This is a genomic window from Maridesulfovibrio sp. (assembly GCF_963676065.1).
Lineage (GTDB): Bacteria > Desulfobacterota > Desulfovibrionia > Desulfovibrionales > Desulfovibrionaceae > Maridesulfovibrio.
Window position 1 is genome coordinate 4100791 of the sequence record NZ_OY780933.1, and the last position, 17342, is coordinate 4118132.

General features: G+C 49.2%; 18 protein-coding genes. 9 read left to right on the plus strand and 9 right to left on the minus strand.

The genetic code is table 11. The annotated features are described in order from the left end of the window. Nucleotides 1-8: 8 nt before the first annotated feature. The 9 genes from flgK to ACKU35_RS18590 form a co-directional block, all read right to left on the minus strand. Complete coding sequence (gene flgK / locus ACKU35_RS18550; protein ID WP_319761673.1) at nucleotides 9-2129, minus strand: flagellar hook-associated protein FlgK; 2121 nt, start codon at nucleotides 2127-2129, stop codon at nucleotides 9-11. After that, on the minus strand, nucleotides 2129-2608 hold the full coding sequence (gene flgN / locus ACKU35_RS18555; protein WP_319761676.1) for a flagellar export chaperone FlgN: 480 nt from the start codon (nucleotides 2606-2608) through the stop codon (nucleotides 2129-2131). Before flgN ends, flgK begins: the two co-directional genes overlap by 1 nt. 79 nt (nucleotides 2609-2687) lie before the next feature. Further along, nucleotides 2688-3422: a rod-binding protein gene (locus ACKU35_RS18560; RefSeq protein WP_319761678.1), complete on the minus strand. Its 735-nt coding sequence runs from the start codon at nucleotides 3420-3422 to the stop codon at nucleotides 2688-2690. A 271-nt stretch (nucleotides 3423-3693) separates the two neighbouring features. Beyond that, nucleotides 3694-4827: a flagellar basal body P-ring protein FlgI gene (locus ACKU35_RS18565; RefSeq protein ID WP_319761680.1), complete on the minus strand. Its 1134-nt coding sequence runs from the start codon at nucleotides 4825-4827 to the stop codon at nucleotides 3694-3696. Between the two features lie 60 nt (nucleotides 4828-4887). Next, nucleotides 4888-5586, minus strand: coding sequence for a flagellar basal body L-ring protein FlgH (locus tag ACKU35_RS18570; RefSeq protein WP_319761682.1), 699 nt, complete (start codon nucleotides 5584-5586; stop codon nucleotides 4888-4890). A gap of 21 nt (nucleotides 5587-5607) precedes the next feature. Then, entirely contained in the window at nucleotides 5608-6612 is a 1005-nt protein-coding gene (gene flgA, locus ACKU35_RS18575) for a flagellar basal body P-ring formation chaperone FlgA (protein ID WP_319761684.1), read from the minus strand. An 83-nt stretch (nucleotides 6613-6695) separates the two neighbouring features. Continuing rightward, on the minus strand, nucleotides 6696-7478 hold the full coding sequence (flgG, locus tag ACKU35_RS18580) for a flagellar basal-body rod protein FlgG (RefSeq protein WP_319761686.1): 783 nt from the start codon (nucleotides 7476-7478) through the stop codon (nucleotides 6696-6698). A 26-nt stretch (nucleotides 7479-7504) separates the two neighbouring features. Then, on the minus strand, nucleotides 7505-8269 hold the full coding sequence (flgF, locus tag ACKU35_RS18585; protein WP_319761688.1) for a flagellar basal-body rod protein FlgF: 765 nt from the start codon (nucleotides 8267-8269) through the stop codon (nucleotides 7505-7507). 144 nt (nucleotides 8270-8413) lie between these two features. After that, nucleotides 8414-8686, minus strand: a complete 273-nt coding sequence (locus ACKU35_RS18590; RefSeq protein ID WP_319761691.1) for a hypothetical protein — start codon at nucleotides 8684-8686, stop codon at nucleotides 8414-8416. A gap of 426 nt (nucleotides 8687-9112) precedes the next feature. Here ACKU35_RS18590 and rimP point away from each other — a divergent pair, with 426 nt between their 5' ends. The 9 genes from rimP to rpsO all read left to right on the plus strand — a co-directional run bounded on the left by rimP (nucleotide 9113) and on the right by rpsO (nucleotide 17241). Then, on the plus strand, nucleotides 9113-9580 hold the full coding sequence (rimP, locus tag ACKU35_RS18595) for a ribosome maturation factor RimP (protein WP_319761692.1): 468 nt from the start codon (nucleotides 9113-9115) through the stop codon (nucleotides 9578-9580). A 75-nt stretch (nucleotides 9581-9655) separates the two neighbouring features. Continuing rightward, nucleotides 9656-11029: a transcription termination factor NusA gene (gene nusA / locus ACKU35_RS18600; protein ID WP_319761693.1), complete on the plus strand. Its 1374-nt coding sequence runs from the start codon at nucleotides 9656-9658 to the stop codon at nucleotides 11027-11029. Between the two features lie 39 nt (nucleotides 11030-11068). Then, nucleotides 11069-11314, plus strand: a complete 246-nt coding sequence (locus ACKU35_RS18605) for a DUF448 domain-containing protein (protein WP_319761695.1) — start codon at nucleotides 11069-11071, stop codon at nucleotides 11312-11314. A 6-nt stretch (nucleotides 11315-11320) separates the two neighbouring features. After that, a complete protein-coding gene (gene infB / locus ACKU35_RS18610) occupies nucleotides 11321-14215 on the plus strand; it encodes a translation initiation factor IF-2 (protein ID WP_319761697.1) in 2895 nt (964 codons plus the stop codon). A 50-nt stretch (nucleotides 14216-14265) separates the two neighbouring features. Beyond that, nucleotides 14266-14553: a DUF503 domain-containing protein gene (locus ACKU35_RS18615; RefSeq protein ID WP_319761699.1), complete on the plus strand. Its 288-nt coding sequence runs from the start codon at nucleotides 14266-14268 to the stop codon at nucleotides 14551-14553. A gap of 112 nt (nucleotides 14554-14665) precedes the next feature. Further along, nucleotides 14666-15019, plus strand: coding sequence for a 30S ribosome-binding factor RbfA (gene rbfA / locus ACKU35_RS18620; protein ID WP_319761701.1), 354 nt, complete (start codon nucleotides 14666-14668; stop codon nucleotides 15017-15019). Continuing rightward, nucleotides 14982-15947, plus strand: a complete 966-nt coding sequence (locus tag ACKU35_RS18625; protein WP_319761703.1) for a bifunctional oligoribonuclease/PAP phosphatase NrnA — start codon at nucleotides 14982-14984, stop codon at nucleotides 15945-15947. The genes rbfA and ACKU35_RS18625 overlap by 38 nt, the downstream gene beginning before the upstream one ends. An 18-nt stretch (nucleotides 15948-15965) precedes the next feature. Further along, complete coding sequence (gene truB / locus ACKU35_RS18630) at nucleotides 15966-16898, plus strand: tRNA pseudouridine(55) synthase TruB (protein WP_319761705.1); 933 nt, start codon at nucleotides 15966-15968, stop codon at nucleotides 16896-16898. A 73-nt stretch (nucleotides 16899-16971) separates the two neighbouring features. Continuing rightward, nucleotides 16972-17241, plus strand: a complete 270-nt coding sequence (gene rpsO, locus ACKU35_RS18635) for a 30S ribosomal protein S15 (RefSeq protein ID WP_319761706.1) — start codon at nucleotides 16972-16974, stop codon at nucleotides 17239-17241. Nucleotides 17242-17342 lie beyond the last annotated feature (101 nt).

Genomic DNA, 17342 nt, shown 5'->3' on the forward strand with positions numbered 1-17342 from the left:
AGCTCACCTTAATTCTTCATCCCGAGCAGGGTCTGAAGCATCTGGTCAGCGGTTGTGATCAGCTTTGCCGCAGCAGTGTATGAGTGCTGATATTTGATCAGGTTACTCATTTCTTCATCTATATTTACACCCGATATTTCCTGCTGCTTATCATTAAGATCGGATGCAAGTGTTTCCTGAAAGTTCTTATTAAACTTTGCGGTTCCGGTATCCGCGCCCACAACGGCAACAGTGCCGTCGTAATACTCAACCAGAGTCTGGTTGGTTGTTCCGTCGAAAGAAGTGGTAATGTTCACATTGGTCATTCCCATTTCCTTCATTTTAAGCGCGTTGGTGTTATCACCTTCGTTGTATTCACCGGCACCGTTAACATGCCCGGCGTTGATAAAATCGATATCCCCGTTAACATCGCCGTTCACCGAAATACTCGCAGCACTTGATCCTTCAAAATACGTATTCAACCCAAGAGCCGCGTAGATCCCGCTGGTATCGGTACCGAGCTGAAACTCATAACCGTCATCAGCTGTCACCTGCAGTTTATGGTTTACTATTTTAGCGGTTATACCTGTCTGAGCGTCAAAAGCGTCCCGGACATCCTCAAGGGTATGGGTGGCCGGATCAAAAGCATCAACCACGCCCGGAGTGGTCGGATCAAAATCCAGCGGACCGGAAGATTCCAGAGCACCGGTGGTTGAATTATAAATGTAAATCATGCTGTTGCCTGACTCGAGCCTATCCGCAAAAGGCAGGCCGGAAGAGCCGCTTCCCAAAGCGCGGGTATCGGATTCCACACCGTAAGTGCCTTCCATGAAGGTATGGGCTTTGAGCCCCGCACCCTGTGAATGGATACGGTTGGTCTGCCATATAATTTCCTTGCTCAGGGCATCCATACGTTCTTTGTATCTGCCCACCGCGTTATCGCGGAAGTTGAGATTACCTGCCAGCGAACCGCCGGTAAGTCTTCTGGTATTATCCTGCCCGGCAAAGTTGATCTGCGGGGTGATGTTCTCCTTGTTGGAAGTATTCTCGACCCAGTAGAGCGCGCTTTTGGGCACGATGGTAAATTTGTCACCTTTGGCAATACCGTTGCTCGGCGTGGCGGTAGAATCCGTCGGAGTACCGAACCAGATTTTCAAATCGTCAACCTGAATGGCTCCTGTATCGGTACTGGCGGCAAATGTTCTCTCATTCCCGTCACTATCCTTGAGCCATGTAGTTCCACCATCAAGGGAAACCCTGTACTTTGCAGCCGTAGCACCACCGCTCACATCACCAGCGGTCACGCATTCCACAGTATATTCAAATTCACTGGATCCTTCGAAATATGCCTTACCGTCAAAATTTGAACCGGGACTCAAACTATTCGTGCTCTGCGGTCCGTCATATGAAAGGCTGAAATGCTTATCTCCGTCCACCAGGGTCTGCCCTGCTCCGGTGGTAATGGTGATATTACCCTTCCCGTTATCGATCATCTTGGTATCCATGATCTCGGAAAGATTACGGATCAGTGTGGCCCGCTCGTCGTAGAGGGCATTCGGATTGTTCTGACCGTCAACCTGATTAACATTGATGCGCTGGTTGATCTCGGAGATACGAACCATAATATCATTGGCTTTGGCCACATCCTGCTTGATGTAATCATCTACCTGCTGCTGATAGCGGGTCAGGTCATTCTGCATGGAATGCAGGGAATTGACGAGACTGGTGGTATCGCTGAGCAACTGCTGGCGGGAAGCTGCGTCATTCGGACGCTGGCTGAGATCCTGCCAATCATTGAAAAATTTAGTAAGGCTGGAGTTGAGTCCGTAACCCTGGGATTCATTAAAAAGTGATTCAACACTGCTCAGAGAATTGTAAAGATTATCCCAACGTTCGCGCATAGTGGCTTTATCGTTGTAACTATTCTCCACAAACTGGTCGAAATTGCGGTATATTTCAGCAGCACGTACACCGGTGCCGATCTGGCCCGGATTGTAGTTAATGCTCATGTTCTCTTCGAGACGAACATTACGGCGGGAGTAACCTTTGGTGTTAACATTTGAAATGTTGTCACCGGTTACGGAGATCGCCGACTGCGAGGCAAACAGGGCTCCTGTGCCCAGATTCAGTAGAGAATTAACACCGGGCATTACAGTCTCCCGTTAATTAATGAAGCCTGAGGCTTGGGATTGAAATAACGTCCGCGAGCGGAATACACATTCTGCTCCTTGGGTGTGATTTCCTTATGCAGGAAATCCAGCATAGAAGAAGACTGCTCAAGCAGAGCCTGCGCCATCTGATGATTCTTGCTGGCCTGCACTCCACACTTCTGCTCATGCTCGTCAATCCTTGCCAGCAATTTCTCAATTTCCTTGCGCTGCCCATCCTCAATGGCGGGGAGAACCTGCCCCAGCCGCTGGGCGGAAGGGTCAAATTTTTGAACAAACAATCTCAGCGACATGCGCTCCGCTGAAATCTGCCGCATAAGCTCCTGTATTACCAATTCAACACTGGTAACGCCCTGGGGGTCTTTCTTCATAAGCAAGGAAAATTCTTCCTGAAGCAGCATGGAGAGCAACAAGACCGCCTTTGACTGCCTGTCAAGATTTGCCTTTATGAGTTTAATCATTTTCCCTCTCCTTACTGCTTAACGACTTGTTTTTTAAAGTATTTTTATATCTTAAAGATATTTATCAACAAAACTTTACTTATATACCAGCAAGTTTCTTGCCAATTTCTTCAGCCGTTGCACCCTGCACATAAACTTTTGTATTATGTTCCCTCTCAATGCTGCGGGCCAACTCTTCAATTCTCGCCATGGCCTCTGTTCTGCTCAGGGGGGCCTGCGCCTTTGAATTCGCCATGGATTCCTGAGCATTATTGCGGGCTGTCTGACGCTCCACGCGTTGCTCGAAAGTAAAATCCTCGTCTTCAAGGGAGATCCCGGGCTTGGGAAGCGGGATTCCGGGCAGACCATTTGCCTTACGATCATTAAGGGCTGTCAGGTGGGTTCCATGCACGGACCCCTTACCGCCGACTTCATCGAGAGTTTTAAGTGCTGTGGAGTTGCCTGTGCCGGGCAGAGTAGATTTGCTGGCTTTATCCAGCTTAGAACGCAGTTGATCATAGAGCATATCACCCAGACCGATACCGCCGCCCTCAGCCAGTTTTTCGGAAAAATCCTTATCGAACATGGCCGTATACTGCTGCTCGTATCGATTACTCAGGTAACCGCTTTTGGGCACGTTTTTACGCATCTGCTGCCAGATCTTGCCCATAAAAACAGCTTCAAATTTTTTGCACGCATCACGCAGGGACTTTTCAGTATCCTTCCCGCCGGAAAGACGATCATTCAAACTGCTGAGCTTATTTTTGAACCCTTGCAGTTCCTTGCTTTCAGCGCGGGCCTGTGCTTCGGCGGTATTCATTGCGCTATCTATCATTTTGCTTCCTCCGGTTCATGCACGATCCTGACTTTTGATAAAATTCAGAATCACTTTCCCCTCTTACAGCAAATACCGTACCGTACTCCGCAAAGTCCCTGTTCATCAGCATTGCCATTAACTTTTCAATTCTCCACCGCACCAAACTCCATGCAAGGTCAAGAGTTTGACCGCAGCCCAAAAACATTGAGCATAAAAAAAAAGAAGCCCGGCAGCTAACTACCGGGCTTCATGTGATTTCATCACGCTTTATGGCTGAGACTAACCTTGATTAAATGACCTCCAGATCGGCATGCAGGGCTCCGGCAACCTTCATTGTCCTCAGTATGGATATCAGGTCACGGGGGGTAGCGCCGATGGCATTAAGCCCATCAACCAGTTCCTGCAAGGTAGCACCTTCAACCAGCATCAATCTGTTATTGTCTTCCTGAACCTGAAGATTGGTTTCAGGACTTGCCACAGTCTCCGCTCCTTCAGGAGCAAAAGGACCGGGCTGGCTTACATCAGTACTTTCCGCAACGACCACTTGCAGGTTACCGTGTGCAATTGCGACTTTGGTCAGGCGAACATTACGCCCGAGTACCACTGTTCCGGTCTTTTCATCGACCACGACTTTGGCCTTGGTATCCGGTGAAATTTCAATATTCTCCAGAGCGGCCATCAACGGGACCATGTTGCCCCGGAAATTTTCGGGAATAGCCAGATCAACGGTCGAGGCATCAACCGGAGTGGCATAGGAGCCGCCCACAACATTATTAATCCGTTTCACAACCTGCATAGTTGTTCCGAAATCGGAAAGACCAAGGTTAATTGTGATTTTCTGCTGCCGGTTAAATTTGAAAGGAACGGAACGTTCAATAGTTGCGCCGGAAGGGATACGCGCTACGGTGACCACGTTTTTGGAAGCTGTGGAGGCTTCACCACCGGCGGAAAAACCGCCCACGGTTAATGCACCCTGCGCCAATGCATAGACATTTCCATCAATACCTTTGAGCGGGGTCATCAGTAAAACACCGCCGAACAAAGATTTACTGTCGCCGATGGAGGAGACTGTAACATCAAGAGGCGATCCCGGCTTGGCGGAAACAGGCATCTTAGCGGTGACCATGACTGCGGCAACGTTCTTGGGCTTAATGGAAGCACGGTCAACCTGAACACCCATTTTTTCCAGCATATTGATCATGGAGGTGATGGTGAATGCGGAGTTGGTTCCGTCCCCCGTTCCCGAAAGGCCGACAACCAGACCGTATCCGACCAGATCGTTGTCACGCACGCCGCTGAAAGAAGATATATCCTTCAAGCGGACCGCTTCCGCGGGCTGCGCATACATGAGAACGATAAACACAAACATTAAGGCCGCCGCAAGCCCTGCTGATATGTTGTTCATTCTGTTATTGAATTTCATCCTTTCCTCCATTGATCACTGTGACTCATATAAAACCTTACAGATACCCAGCCCTGTAGACTAGAAGGGCCATACATTGTCGAGAATTCTTGAAAGCCATCCGGGTCTCTGCTTGTCAGCGAGAATGCCGCGTCCGTAGACTTCGATATGCGCATCAGCAAGATAATTGGAGGCCACGGTGTTGCTGGGGCCAATGTCACGCTGACGCAACAAACCCCGCACAACCAGAACCTGCGTTTCATCATTGATGCGTACCTGACGAGCACCCTCTACCTGCATCACGTTGCCAGGAAGGATGCGGACCACCCTGCAGGCTACTGACGCGGTTAATGTAGACTCGTTCTTGGTCTCACCGGTGCTTGAAAATTTATTTGATGTGGACGAACCGATCATCGGAGTATCCCCGGCGCCGCCTTTCATATTGAAAGGATCAATAGCAGTGGCAGCACCAGCGCTAAAAGCCGTTACCCCTAGGCTGGTTGTATTTTCTTTTTCCGCCTTGGAGTCGGAGGTATGTTTGCCCTTGCTTGTTTCGGAAACAGTAACAACCACGATATCACCTATACGCCGGGCCCTGTTATCATCAAACAGGTACTCGGAATCGGTGGAAGCGAAAAGCGAGCCTGGATTATTCATCGGCTCCGGTTCGTACTGAGCTGGCGGAGTCATGACCGGCATGGGAGTAGGAGCCTGCTTGGCCGGAGAACACCCCGCGCAAATGGCTGATAACAACAGAACTGCCAGTATTGATTTTTTCATTTTATTCATTCCTCCGCTTAATTACTTAACCTGAACGGTCTGGGCGTTGATAACAGTCGCTATCACTTTCCGTTTACTTTGCAAATTACGTACCGTAACGGTCTGACCTACTCCGCCGTCCTCAAGGGATTCTACGGGAACTGTCAGCTTCAGATGCTCACTCCTGAACATGAGAGTCACCTTATCGCCCCGGGCTATGACCGGTGCAGGCTCAATGGACGAACGCATAATAGGCTGCCCGGTTCCTACAGGAATCTTGACCCGCCATGGTCCGCCCTTGCCGTCCCAGACACGATTCCCCAGATGTGCCATATTTTTACTTTTCCAGGTAATTAAATCAGGTGTGATCAATTCCTTGCGATTGATGGGACGAACCGGACAGGGAACCGGTTTCCATAAATCCACAAATACTGTGCCGGACACACGCCGAAGCACCCGCCCGTCCACACTGACGACTTCCATCCTGAAATTGTTATTTCCGGGTTCGAGAGCCTGGGGAAATTTAACCCTGAATCCATCCATGACATCTTTGAAAAAGAGATAATCCGGAAGTTGGAAATCTCTTAGCTTATAATCGCCGTCCATGCGTTCAGCCTGCGAAGTCAATACTTTGACCACTGCTCGCTTGAGCTGCTCCTGCGACATTACCTTTCCGCCGGACTGCATGGTCAGGCTAGAAGGGATAATGCAGTTACGAACCATTTCGCCAAGATAATGCTGAAGAATAACCCTTAACTTATTGCGGTTCACCCGGACAGGCTTACGCTTGCGGGACGGGGCATTCCAAAGTTCAACAGCTGACAAGTCGGCCTTGGTCTGCTTAGGCAGATCACCGTAGAATTCGGCGATATCACCCAGCGTAACCCTCGGCCCGGAGACGACTGCTGCAGACTTAATCTTGATGCGCCAGTCGGAATTCTGCTTTGCAGCCGAAGCCGGGATAATCGCGAAAACAGTCACCCCGACAACAACCGCAAGCATCAATGCGAACCTGCGAAACATATTGATAAAATCTGCCTTAGTCATAATAAAAACCGTCCTTGATACCCCCGGAGACCAGAAACCCCGCTCTCAGGAAAATATCTCTTCAAAGTATATCAGTTAATCAATTATCTTTTAACGTTAATAGCAGTCTGGAGCATTGAGTCGGAAGTGGTGATAGCTTTAGAGTTTGTCTCGTAAGCTCTCTGCCCGACAATGAGTCCGACCATTTCATCAACCAGCTCGACGTTTGAACCTTCGAGATAACCCTGTGCGAGGGTTCCGAAATTATCATCGCCCGGAGTTCCCTGAATAGCCGCGCCTGAAGCTTCGGTTTCGAGGTAAAGGTTTTTACCAACAGCATTAAGCCCGGCTTCGTTGATGAAGTCGTAAATGGTAATATCAGCACTGGAAAGCTCAATACCGTTTTTATCGAGAGCCGCAATGTGACCGTCTTCCGAAACAACCACGTTCACAGCTTCGGCAGGCACGGTGAACTCCGGCTGCAACGGGTAACCATTGGAAGTAACCAGACGTCCGTCGCTGTCGAGCTTAAAGGCTCCAGAACGGGTGTAAGCATCTTCGCCGTTACGGTCCACTAGGAAAAATCCGTTACCTTCGATGGCTACATCAAGAGGGTTGCCGGTACTTTCAAAGGACCCCTGACTGAAGAATTTATGAATACTTACTTCCTTAACCCCCATACCAATCTGCATACCTGTCGGCAGCTTGTTGCCGCCCTCGGTTTCAGATCCGGCAATCCTCATGGTCTGATACATGAGATCTTCAAATTCAACCCTGCTTTTTTTGAACCCCTGTGTGTTCACGTTGGCAAGGTTGTTGGAAAGAACATCGATGTGAGTCTGCTGAGCAACCATTCCTGTGGCTGCTGTCCAGAGTGAGCGCATCATAATTATATCCCCCTGTTTTTAATTTATTATGTTGCCCGTCCGACCTGCTGAATGACCTTCTGGTCAAGCTGGTCGGTGGTGGTAATCATTTTCTGGTACATTTCAAAACTGCGCTGGCATTCAATCATAGACACCATTTCATTAACGACCTGCACATTGGATTTTTCTATGTACCCTTGTACAATTTCGCCATCTGCGGGGATTTCACCGCCCCCGTTGGCGAAAAGATTCTCACCTTCTTTCTTGAGATCACGCATATCCGCAGGCTGAACAAAATCGAGCCTGCCGACTTCCTGACCGTCAGCGAAAATCACGCCTTCTCCATCAACAGTCACGTTTGATCGCGGAGGCAGAGTAACCTCCCCGCCATTTGCCATGACCGGATAACCCTGCTCGGTTACAAGCATGCCATCAGAGGAAAGAGTGAAAACACCGTTTCTGGTAAGGTAAGTGTCACCGTCTTTCTGAACTTTAAAGAAGCCGTCACCACGGACGGCCAGATCCAACGGATTTCCGGTCTTTTGAAACGACCCTTGAGATAAATCAATGACCTCTTCAGAAAGTCTGGGGCGAGCCATTATTTTTGCTTCAGGCAAAATATCTTTGTCTCTTAAATATGGTTTTGCATCCGCGACATAGTCATGGGCGAATCTGACAAACGTGTCCTGAAAAGCACAGTTGTCGCGTTTAAAACCGGTTGTATTGACGTTCGCCAAATTATTGGCGCTGATATCAATCCGGTGTTCGTTTGACATTGCCCCGAAGAGAGCACTGAAAATACTGGATCGCATGTCTTTTCTCCTGAAAGAGGATTTACTTTGCATCAGTTGCTGCACCTCAACTTGCAAACTGCAGGCCAAAATCGAAAGAGCAAAAAAAAGTCCCGGCCAAGCGCAAACTTGACCGGGACTTTCTAATTTATGATTGGATACTTATCAGACTGAAGCGTACACAATTCCTCCAACCCTTATCTCAGGAACTACTCCCTGCGTGGCGGAAACTGTTATAAAACCCATGGTAGCATCGGTCACCTCAAAGGCAACCGTAGCATCAACACTCTTCACACCCTGCGTTGCAGGCTGAATTTCCACGTGTCCTGCAGGACCAGGATCAGTTGATCCTGCCGGCCCCGCACTGAACGTGGCGGAAGGAGCGGCGGTTACGTGCCCAGCGGGCCCTGCGACTATACTGTCAGTTAGTACCGGCATATTAAATCCTGTTTATAATGTTCCATCTAAGATAAAGATAAATCCGGAACGATATAAGTCAAATCTAACTGCATAAAAGCTTAAAGTCAAAATATACTGTACTTGCGGACATAATAGGATAATGATATTATGAAAATAGTACCGAACCGGAATTCCTCCGGCTGTTTCCCCACTCCATGCCCTAACTGCGCATTCTGGACTTGACATTGATTCCGGTTATGCCTAAGTTGCTGAACTCGGTGCGGGTGTATCTCAGTGTTCCCAACGGGTATGCATATTGACTCTTGAAGTTTCAGGCAGACCTCACTTATTCGCATCGGCCTCAATTTTATAACCTTTCGTTGGGTTAAGATGCTGAGGTGGGCCTTTTTCAGGTCCACTTTTTTTTGTTTTATCAGCCTGAAAAGCAGAAACACGGGGTAAGTCGTGGAACAGGGCTCATTAGCCAAAAAAATAAGCCAGTTCGTGGAGCCTCCCATTGAATCAATGGGGCTGACCCTCTGGGGTGTGGAAGTTACTTCGGCAAACCGTCCGGCTGTCATCATTTATATTGACAGCGATTCCGGTGTAAGCATTGATCAGTGCGCGGAAGTAAGTAGAGACATAGGACTTATGCTCGAAGTTGAGGAAATCATCGACAGCGCATACATCCTCGAGGTCTCTTCCCCGGGACTGGAAAGAAAATTTTTCAAACCGGAGCAGATGTCCACATACATTGGTAGAAAAGTGGATGTCGCCCTCGTTTTTTCCATCGAAGGACGCAAAAAATTCAAAGGAATCCTTCAGGAAACCGATGAGGAAGGTCTCCTTCTCAAACTTGAAGATCAGGAAGATCCCGTCAAAATAGAATGGGACAGAATAAAAAAAGCAAAACTCGTCCACGAGTTTAAATAAATTAATAAGGCAGTCATTCGGCTAGCCGGCACAGCCCCTTGTGCCACGGAAATTGTGCCGAAGTGGAGGAGCGATATGGGTTCTGAACTCAAAAAGGCGATTGACCAGATAAGCAAAGACCGCGGTATTGACAGAGATCTACTCATCGATACCCTTGAAGAAGCGGTGCGTTCTTCTGTGGCCCGCAAATACGGCGACGCCATGGATATTGAGGTCAACTTCAATGAAGAAGCCGGTGAAATCGAGGTCTATCAGTTCAAAGTAGTTGCTGAAGAAGTTGAAGACGAAATTAGCGAAATTACCCTCGAGGAAGCAAAAGAGCATGATCCTAACGTACAGATCGATGACGAAATGGGCTTCAAGCTCAAAGTCGAAGATCTCGGCAGGATCGCCGCCCAGTCAGCCAAGCAGGTAATCATCCAGCGTATGCGCGATGCGGAACAGGAAATCATCTACGATGAATTCAAGAACCGCATGCATGAAATCGTCAGCGGTATCATTCAGCGCCGTGACCGCACAGGCTGGATTATCAACCTCGGACGCACCGAAGCTGTACTGCCCAAGAATGAACAGATTCCCCGTGAGAGATATAAACGCGGAGATCGTGTCCAATCTTTTGTTATTGATGTGCAGAAAGAATCCCGCGGTCCCCAGATCGTGGTTTCCCGTTCACATCCCGACTACATGACCGCACTTTTCAAAAGAGAAGTTCCTGAAGTGGATGATGCCACTGTCAAAATCATGGGTGTTGCCCGTGATCCGGGTCTGCGCGCCAAAGTTGCCGTCAACTCGCTGGACCGTGATGTTGATCCGGTCGGCGCATGTGTAGGTATCCGAGGCTCCCGTATCCAGAACATCGTTCAGGAACTGCGCGGCGAACGTATCGATATCGTCGTATGGAGTCAGGACATCGCCAAATACGCTCAGAATGCCCTCTCTCCTGCGGTCATCACCAGAATAGCTGTAGATGAAGATGAAAAGATTCTTGAAGTTGTCGTTCCCGATGATCAGCTGACTGTTGCCATCGGCCGTAAAGGACAGAACGTAAAACTGGCATCTAGACTGCTCGGTTGGAAGATCGACGTTTTCACCGAAAGCCGCTACGGCGAAATGAATGCCTCCAGTAAAGGCATGGATCAGGTCGCAAGCGTTGCCGAGATTCCTGTAAGCAACTTTATTTCCGCAGGTTTTGAATCCGTCAATCAGGTTGCCAATGCATCTGAAGAAATCCTTATGTCCATTTCCGGAATGACTCCGTCCAAAATTTCCGACATCAAGTCAGCCATTATGCTGCTTGGTATAGGAGATGCCGAGGAAGAAGTTACGGAAGTTACTGAAACTGAGCTTCCCGAAGAAACGGATGAGCAGATTGAAGTAAGCGTAAGCGAAGAAGACGACCAGAAGAATGATGAAGAAGCTGAAACTCCGGCTTCTGACGAAGAAGAATAATAAACTCCGGGGGAAACCCCGGAGACTCAATAAAGGCTATTGTATTTGACCGGAAAGGACAGCACAGAAAAACACGGCCCCACAAGGTCGTGTATCATTTGCAGGCAGCGTTTTGCCAAGGAAGAACTGTTCAGGTTCGTTGTGGGCAAGGGGGCTTCCGACAGCGAGCTTATTCCGGATAAGAAAAAGGTAATGCAGGGCCGCGGATACTATGTCTGCAGCGATGAAAAATGCATTGAAAGATTAAAATTTTTTCGGCCACGGAAGAAGAACTTCAGGGGGTAGTAACATATGGCTTCAAAAATCAAAGTAAAGGAATTGGCCACCGAACTCGGTGTCAGTGCCAAAGACATCCTTCAAAAACTCCGCGAACACGGCGTACAGGCTAAAAGCACTGTTGCCGCGGTTGATGCGGATCAGGCAGATGCCATCCGCAAGGAACTTTCCGGCAAATCCGGAAACGTTGAACAGCGTGAGGTTCAGCCTGGCGTAATCGTGCGTCGTCGCAAGGGCGGACGCAAAAAAGCAAATGCCGACGAAGCTGAAACAACAGCCGAGGCTCCAGCTAAAGAAGAGAAAAAGGAAGCTCCTGCGAAAGAAAAGAAGGAAGCTCCCAAGGAAAAGGCTCCTGAAAAGAAAAAGCCCGCGAAAAAGGCTCCCGCGAAAAGCGAGAAGCCGATGGTAAAAGTTATCAAGCCTGAAGACATAGAAAAAAAAGAAGAAGCCCCCGCAAGCGAAAAGACCGAAGCTCCTGAAGTGGAAACTACCCCCGCCGCCAAGGTAGCTGACGAAAAAGAAACCGTGAAAGAAGGTCCAGCACAAAAAGAAGCCAAACCTGAAAAGGAAAAGGCTCCTGAAAAGGCCAAAGCCGAAGATAAAGCTGAGAAAAAACCTGCTGCAGAAAACGGTAAGGCTAAAGATGCTGAACCCAAAAAGAAAAAGCGCAAAAAGAAAAAAGAAGTAGAAGCGCCTAAAGTAAAAATTATTTCCAGACCTGATCCCAACCTTCAGGCTGCACAGCGTGCTGCCGAAGGCCCGGGTGGAGCACGGCGCCGTCCTTCTGAAGATGGTCCCGGTGATCGTCGTGGCGGTAGACCCGGCGGCGGAAGACCCGGTGGTGGCCGTCCAGGCGGTCCTGGTGGCGGAAGACCCGGAGCCCCCGGTGGTGGAAGACCTGCCGGTGGACGTCCTAGTGGTCCTGGTGGTCCCGGTGGCGGTAGACCCGTTCCCGGCGCACCGGCTCCCGGTAATGATCAGAGCAAGAAGAAGAAATTCAAAAAAGATAAGCGCGTTGTTGAATTCGGTAAAGACTACCGTAAAGACAACGAGAGAGAACTTGAGAAGAAGTTCCGCGGCAAGAAAAAGGGTAAGAAGAACAAAGTCCGTTCCGATCAGGCTCCTGTTCAGCAGAAGCCCCTTAAGGCCGCCAAACGCAAAATCAAGTTCAACGAAGCCATACGTCTCTCCGATATGGCTCACCAGATGGGAGTTAAAGCTCAGGAACTTATCAAGGCTCTGTTCGGTCTCGGTGTGATGGCAACCATCAACCAGTCACTTGACCTTGATACCGCTACCCTGCTCGCATCTGAATTTGAATACGAAATTGAGAACGTATCGTACTCCGAAGAAGATCTGCTCGTACCCAAAAGCGATGTAGATAAAGACGAAAATCTTAAACCGCGTCCGCCCATCGTAACCATCATGGGTCACGTTGACCACGGTAAGACATCACTTCTTGATGCCATCCGCCACAGTGCGGTTACCGACGGAGAAGCAGGCGGCATCACCCAGCACATCGGTGCGTACCACGTTTCCACCGACCGCGGAGAGATCGTATTTCTCGATACCCCCGGTCACGAAGCGTTTACCACCATGCGTATGCGTGGAGCACAGGTTACCGATATCGTAATCCTCGTTGTAGCTGCCGATGATGGTGTCATGGATCAGACCCGAGAGGCTATCAGTCACTCCAAGGCTGCCGGTGTTCCCATTGTCGTTGCCGTCAACAAAATGGATAAAGAAGGCGCTAACCCCGAAAGAGTTCAGCGTGAACTTGCAGACTACGATCTCGTTCCCGAAGATTGGGGTGGCGACACCATGTTTGTTCCGGTTTCAGCCAAACAGAGAACTGGTCTTAACGACCTTCTCGAAATGGTCCAGCTGCAGGCTGAAGTCCTCGAACTTAAAGCCAACCCGGATAAAGCCGCACGCGGTAACATTGTTGAAGCAAAACTCGACAAAGGCCGTGGTCCCGTGGGAACCGTCCTCATTCAGGAAGGTACCATCAATCAGGGCGACCCCTTTGTCTGCGGACTCTATCACGGTCGTGTACGTGCTATGTTCGATGACCGCGGACGCAAGATCGAAACTGCCGGTCCGGCCTTCCCGGTCGAGATTCAGGGTTTTGACGGCATCCCCGAAGCCGGTGACGAATTTATCTGCGTTGCAGATGACAAAGTCGCCCGCCGCATCGCTCAGGAACGTAAACTGAAGCACCGTGAGCGCGAACTGGCAGGTAAGTCCAAGGTTACCCTTGAATCCTTCCTCGCCACCAAGCCGAATCAGGAAGTGCAGACTCTTAACGTTGTCCTCAAGGCTGACGTACAGGGTTCACTTGAAGCTATCAATGAAGCCCTTGCCAAGCTCGCTACCGATGAAATCAAAGTTGACGTCATCCACGGCGGCGCAGGAGCGATCACTGAATCAGATATCCTGCTGGCTTCCGCATCAGAGGCAATCATTATCGGCTTCAACGTAAGACCGACCGTAAAAATCAAGGATGTTGCAGAGCAGGAAGAAGTTGAAATCCGCTTCTACGACATCATCTATAAACTGGTTAATGAAATCAAAGACGCAATGGGCGGTATGCTCTCTCCGGACATCAAGGAAGAGTACCTCGGTCAGGCCGAAGTTCGCCAGACCTTCTCCGTTCCCAAAGTCGGTGTTATCGCCGGTTGTATGGTTGCAGACGGCAAGCTGACCAGAAATGCTCAGGTTCGACTGCTGCGTGACGGCGTAGTTATCTACACCGGAACCCTTACTTCACTGAAACGCTTCAAAGATGACGCTAAGGAAGTGGCCAAGGGCTACGAATGCGGTGTTGGACTTGAAAGATTCAACGACATTAAAGAAGGAGACTTCATTGAAGCCTTCGAAGTCGTAGAAGTAGCAAGAACCCTGGAATAAAAACTCACTGTCAGGGGCGGATTAAGTTCCGCCCCTGATTTATAATTAATATGATAATCGGCGTACTCTCACTGGAATTCAGATTACACGGAAACAGATCTCTCAAGGGTAAACGTAAAGTCGCCCTCAGTCTCAAACAGAAGCTGCGTAACAAATTCAATGTCAGTGTTTCCGAAGTTGAAGCTCAGGATGTTCATGAAAAACTGGTTCTCGCCGCAGTGACCGTCGCCAATGAAACACGCAAGGTTGAATCAACCTTATCCAAAGCACTGGCAATGATCGAAGCCATGGCACCGGCTGAATTGATTAATTGCGAAACAGAAATTTTCAGTTCCTGACCTTCAAGGTCAGGACTACTTTTTTGAAAGACATTTTATGATGCGCTTCGCGCTTTTTGATGAAAGATTTTGCCTGCAGGAAGCTTACCGAAGGCATTAAGGATACAAAGATATGAAGACTTCTACATCACGCCGTTCCGTTAAAATGGGCGACCAGATTATGCGCGAGATCGCGACAATGCTGATTGAAGAGATTGCCGATCCACGCCTTGAGATGGTTTCCATCAGCGGTGTACGTATGAACAAAGATAATAAAATTGCCGAGGTGATGTTCACCATGGCCGGGGATCAGGACAAAATTGCTGCTGCGGTAAAAGCGCTGGATAAAGCCAAAGGCTTCATCCGCACCAAGCTGAGCAAACGCATCCGTGTCCGTCAGATTCCCGAGCTCAGGTTCGTGCACGACAACTTCCTTGAGGAGATGGTTTATGGAAGCTCAACTGAAAGAGATATGTCGGATTCTTAAAGAGGAAGACGACTTTCTCGTTGCAGCGCACTTTAATCCGGACGGGGATGCCTTGGGCTCCACCGCCGCCATGGGATACATTCTCGAAAAACTTGGCAAACGCTACCGCCTGTATAATCAGAGCGGCAAGCCTGAAGTTATGGACTGGTTCGAGACTCCATCCCCTATCCTGACCGAAATTCCTAAAGGATTCGAGGGCTGGTACATCATCCTTGATTGCGGTGATGCGCCACGTATGGGCGAAACGCTCATGAACGCCATAGACCCTGAGAAATCCATAAATATAGACCACCATATGGGAAACAGCGGCTTTGCTGCCGTAAACTGGGTAGAAACAAACCGCCCGGCTGTGGGCGAAATGATTACACTTATCGCCCGCGAATTTAACATTTCCCTTTCCGGCAAACTCGGAGAGTCTATTTACCTTTCTATCGCCACTGATACCGGTTTTTTCACCTACAACAACACTAAGCCCGAGACCCTTGAAATTATTGCAGACATCCTGCGCTACGGTCTTGATCTGGGTGAATTTGTACCTAAAATACGTAATCAGTGGACCATGAAACGCATCAACCTCTGGGCCACCGCGTTAGGCAAGGTAAAGATGCACCACGACGGGCAGACCGCCATGCTCTTCATCCCGCAGGAAATGCTCGATGAAACAGGCGCCACAGGAACAGACTGCGAAGGTTTGGTCAGCTTCATTCTGCGCATAAAAGATGTGCGTGTCGCCGTCCTTATCCGCGAAGACAGCCCCATGCGCTACAAGTTCAGCCTGCGTTCACAATCCCGGGATAATGTTCAGGCCGTAGCCTCGCTTTTCGGAGGCGGCGGACACAAGAACGCTAGTGGCGGGCTTATTGAAAATACACCGGATACCGTCCGTGAAAGACTGATCGCCGCCATTGGCGATAAAATAATGAAGTAATTGAAAGGCATTGCATAAATGGGTAGAAAACCGAAAAAAAGTCCTTTTCAAAAACATGGCGTTCTGGTCCTGAATAAACCTTCCGGGCCGACATCAACCGATTGCCTGAACTCCATCAAGCGCGAATTGAAGCAGTACAAGATCGGCCATGCCGGTACACTCGATCCTCTGGCAGAGGGTGTGTTGCTGGTCATGCTTGGTCAGGCCACAAAGTTAGGGCCTTATCTGCTTGGACATGATAAGGTATACACCGGAAGTTTAAGTATCGGCAGAACTACAGATACTTACGACATTCAGGGAACAGAAACATCCACTGCTGACATTTCCGGGATCACGGAAAAAATGGTGGAAAATGAAATTTTATACTGGAATGACTTGACTAGTCAGGAAGTTCCTGCCTATTCGGCTGCAAAGCATAAAGGCAAACCGCTCTATGAATTGGCCAGAAAAGGGGAAGAAACCCCGGTCAAAATCAAGAGCATTGAAATATTTGACGCAGAACCGCTGGAAGTGAGTCTGCCAATTGCCCGTTTCCGGGTTGGGTGCTCTGCCGGCACCTACATTCGCTCCCTGGTCCATAGCTTGGGGTCGCGGCTCGGATGCGGCGCGGTAATGGAATCACTTAGGCGTGAAGAAAGCCGGCCTTATCGGCTTAGTGAAGCGCACAACCTCGATGAGGTTCTCGCCGATCCAGATGGATTTGAGGCACGGATTATCCCCCTTGCGGATGCCCTGCCTCACTGGCACAGGTTTACCGTTTCGGAAGACATGTCCAAAGCCATTAAGAACGGTACCAGAATACCTGTCGGGGATGTAGCTGTTGATCAGGAAATTATCGAAGGTGAAAGGGCTATGTTCCTTGATACCGACGGTACGGCTCTGGCTCTTATGGAGACAAAGCAGGTTGACGGTAAACTTCTCTGGGTAATTCTTCGCGGCCTGTGGGGCTGATTCCCCGCGGGAATTTCAACTTCCGGCACAAACTAAACATTCACGCTCAACCCGTGAATTGGAGGATAACGCTATGGTTATGACTGCTGAAGACAAGGCAAAAGTAATTGAAGAATACCAGACCAAACCTGGTGACACCGGCTCCCCTGAAGTACAGGTTGCTCTTCTTACCGCAAGAATCCAGTACCTGACTGACCACTTCAAAAGCCACAAGAAGGACTTCCACTCCCGCACCGGCCTGCTGAAAATGGTCGGCCAGCGCAGGAACATCCTTAAGTACCTGAAAGCTAAAGACGTTCAGCGTTACCGCGATCTTATCGCAAGACTCGGTCTGCGCAAATAAGCAGTTTCAGGGGAGGGTTTACCCTCCCCTTTTTTTTATAAAAATACACATGTATGTATTTTCATCTGACTTTACATCATATTGATGTTAGTTAGATTTAA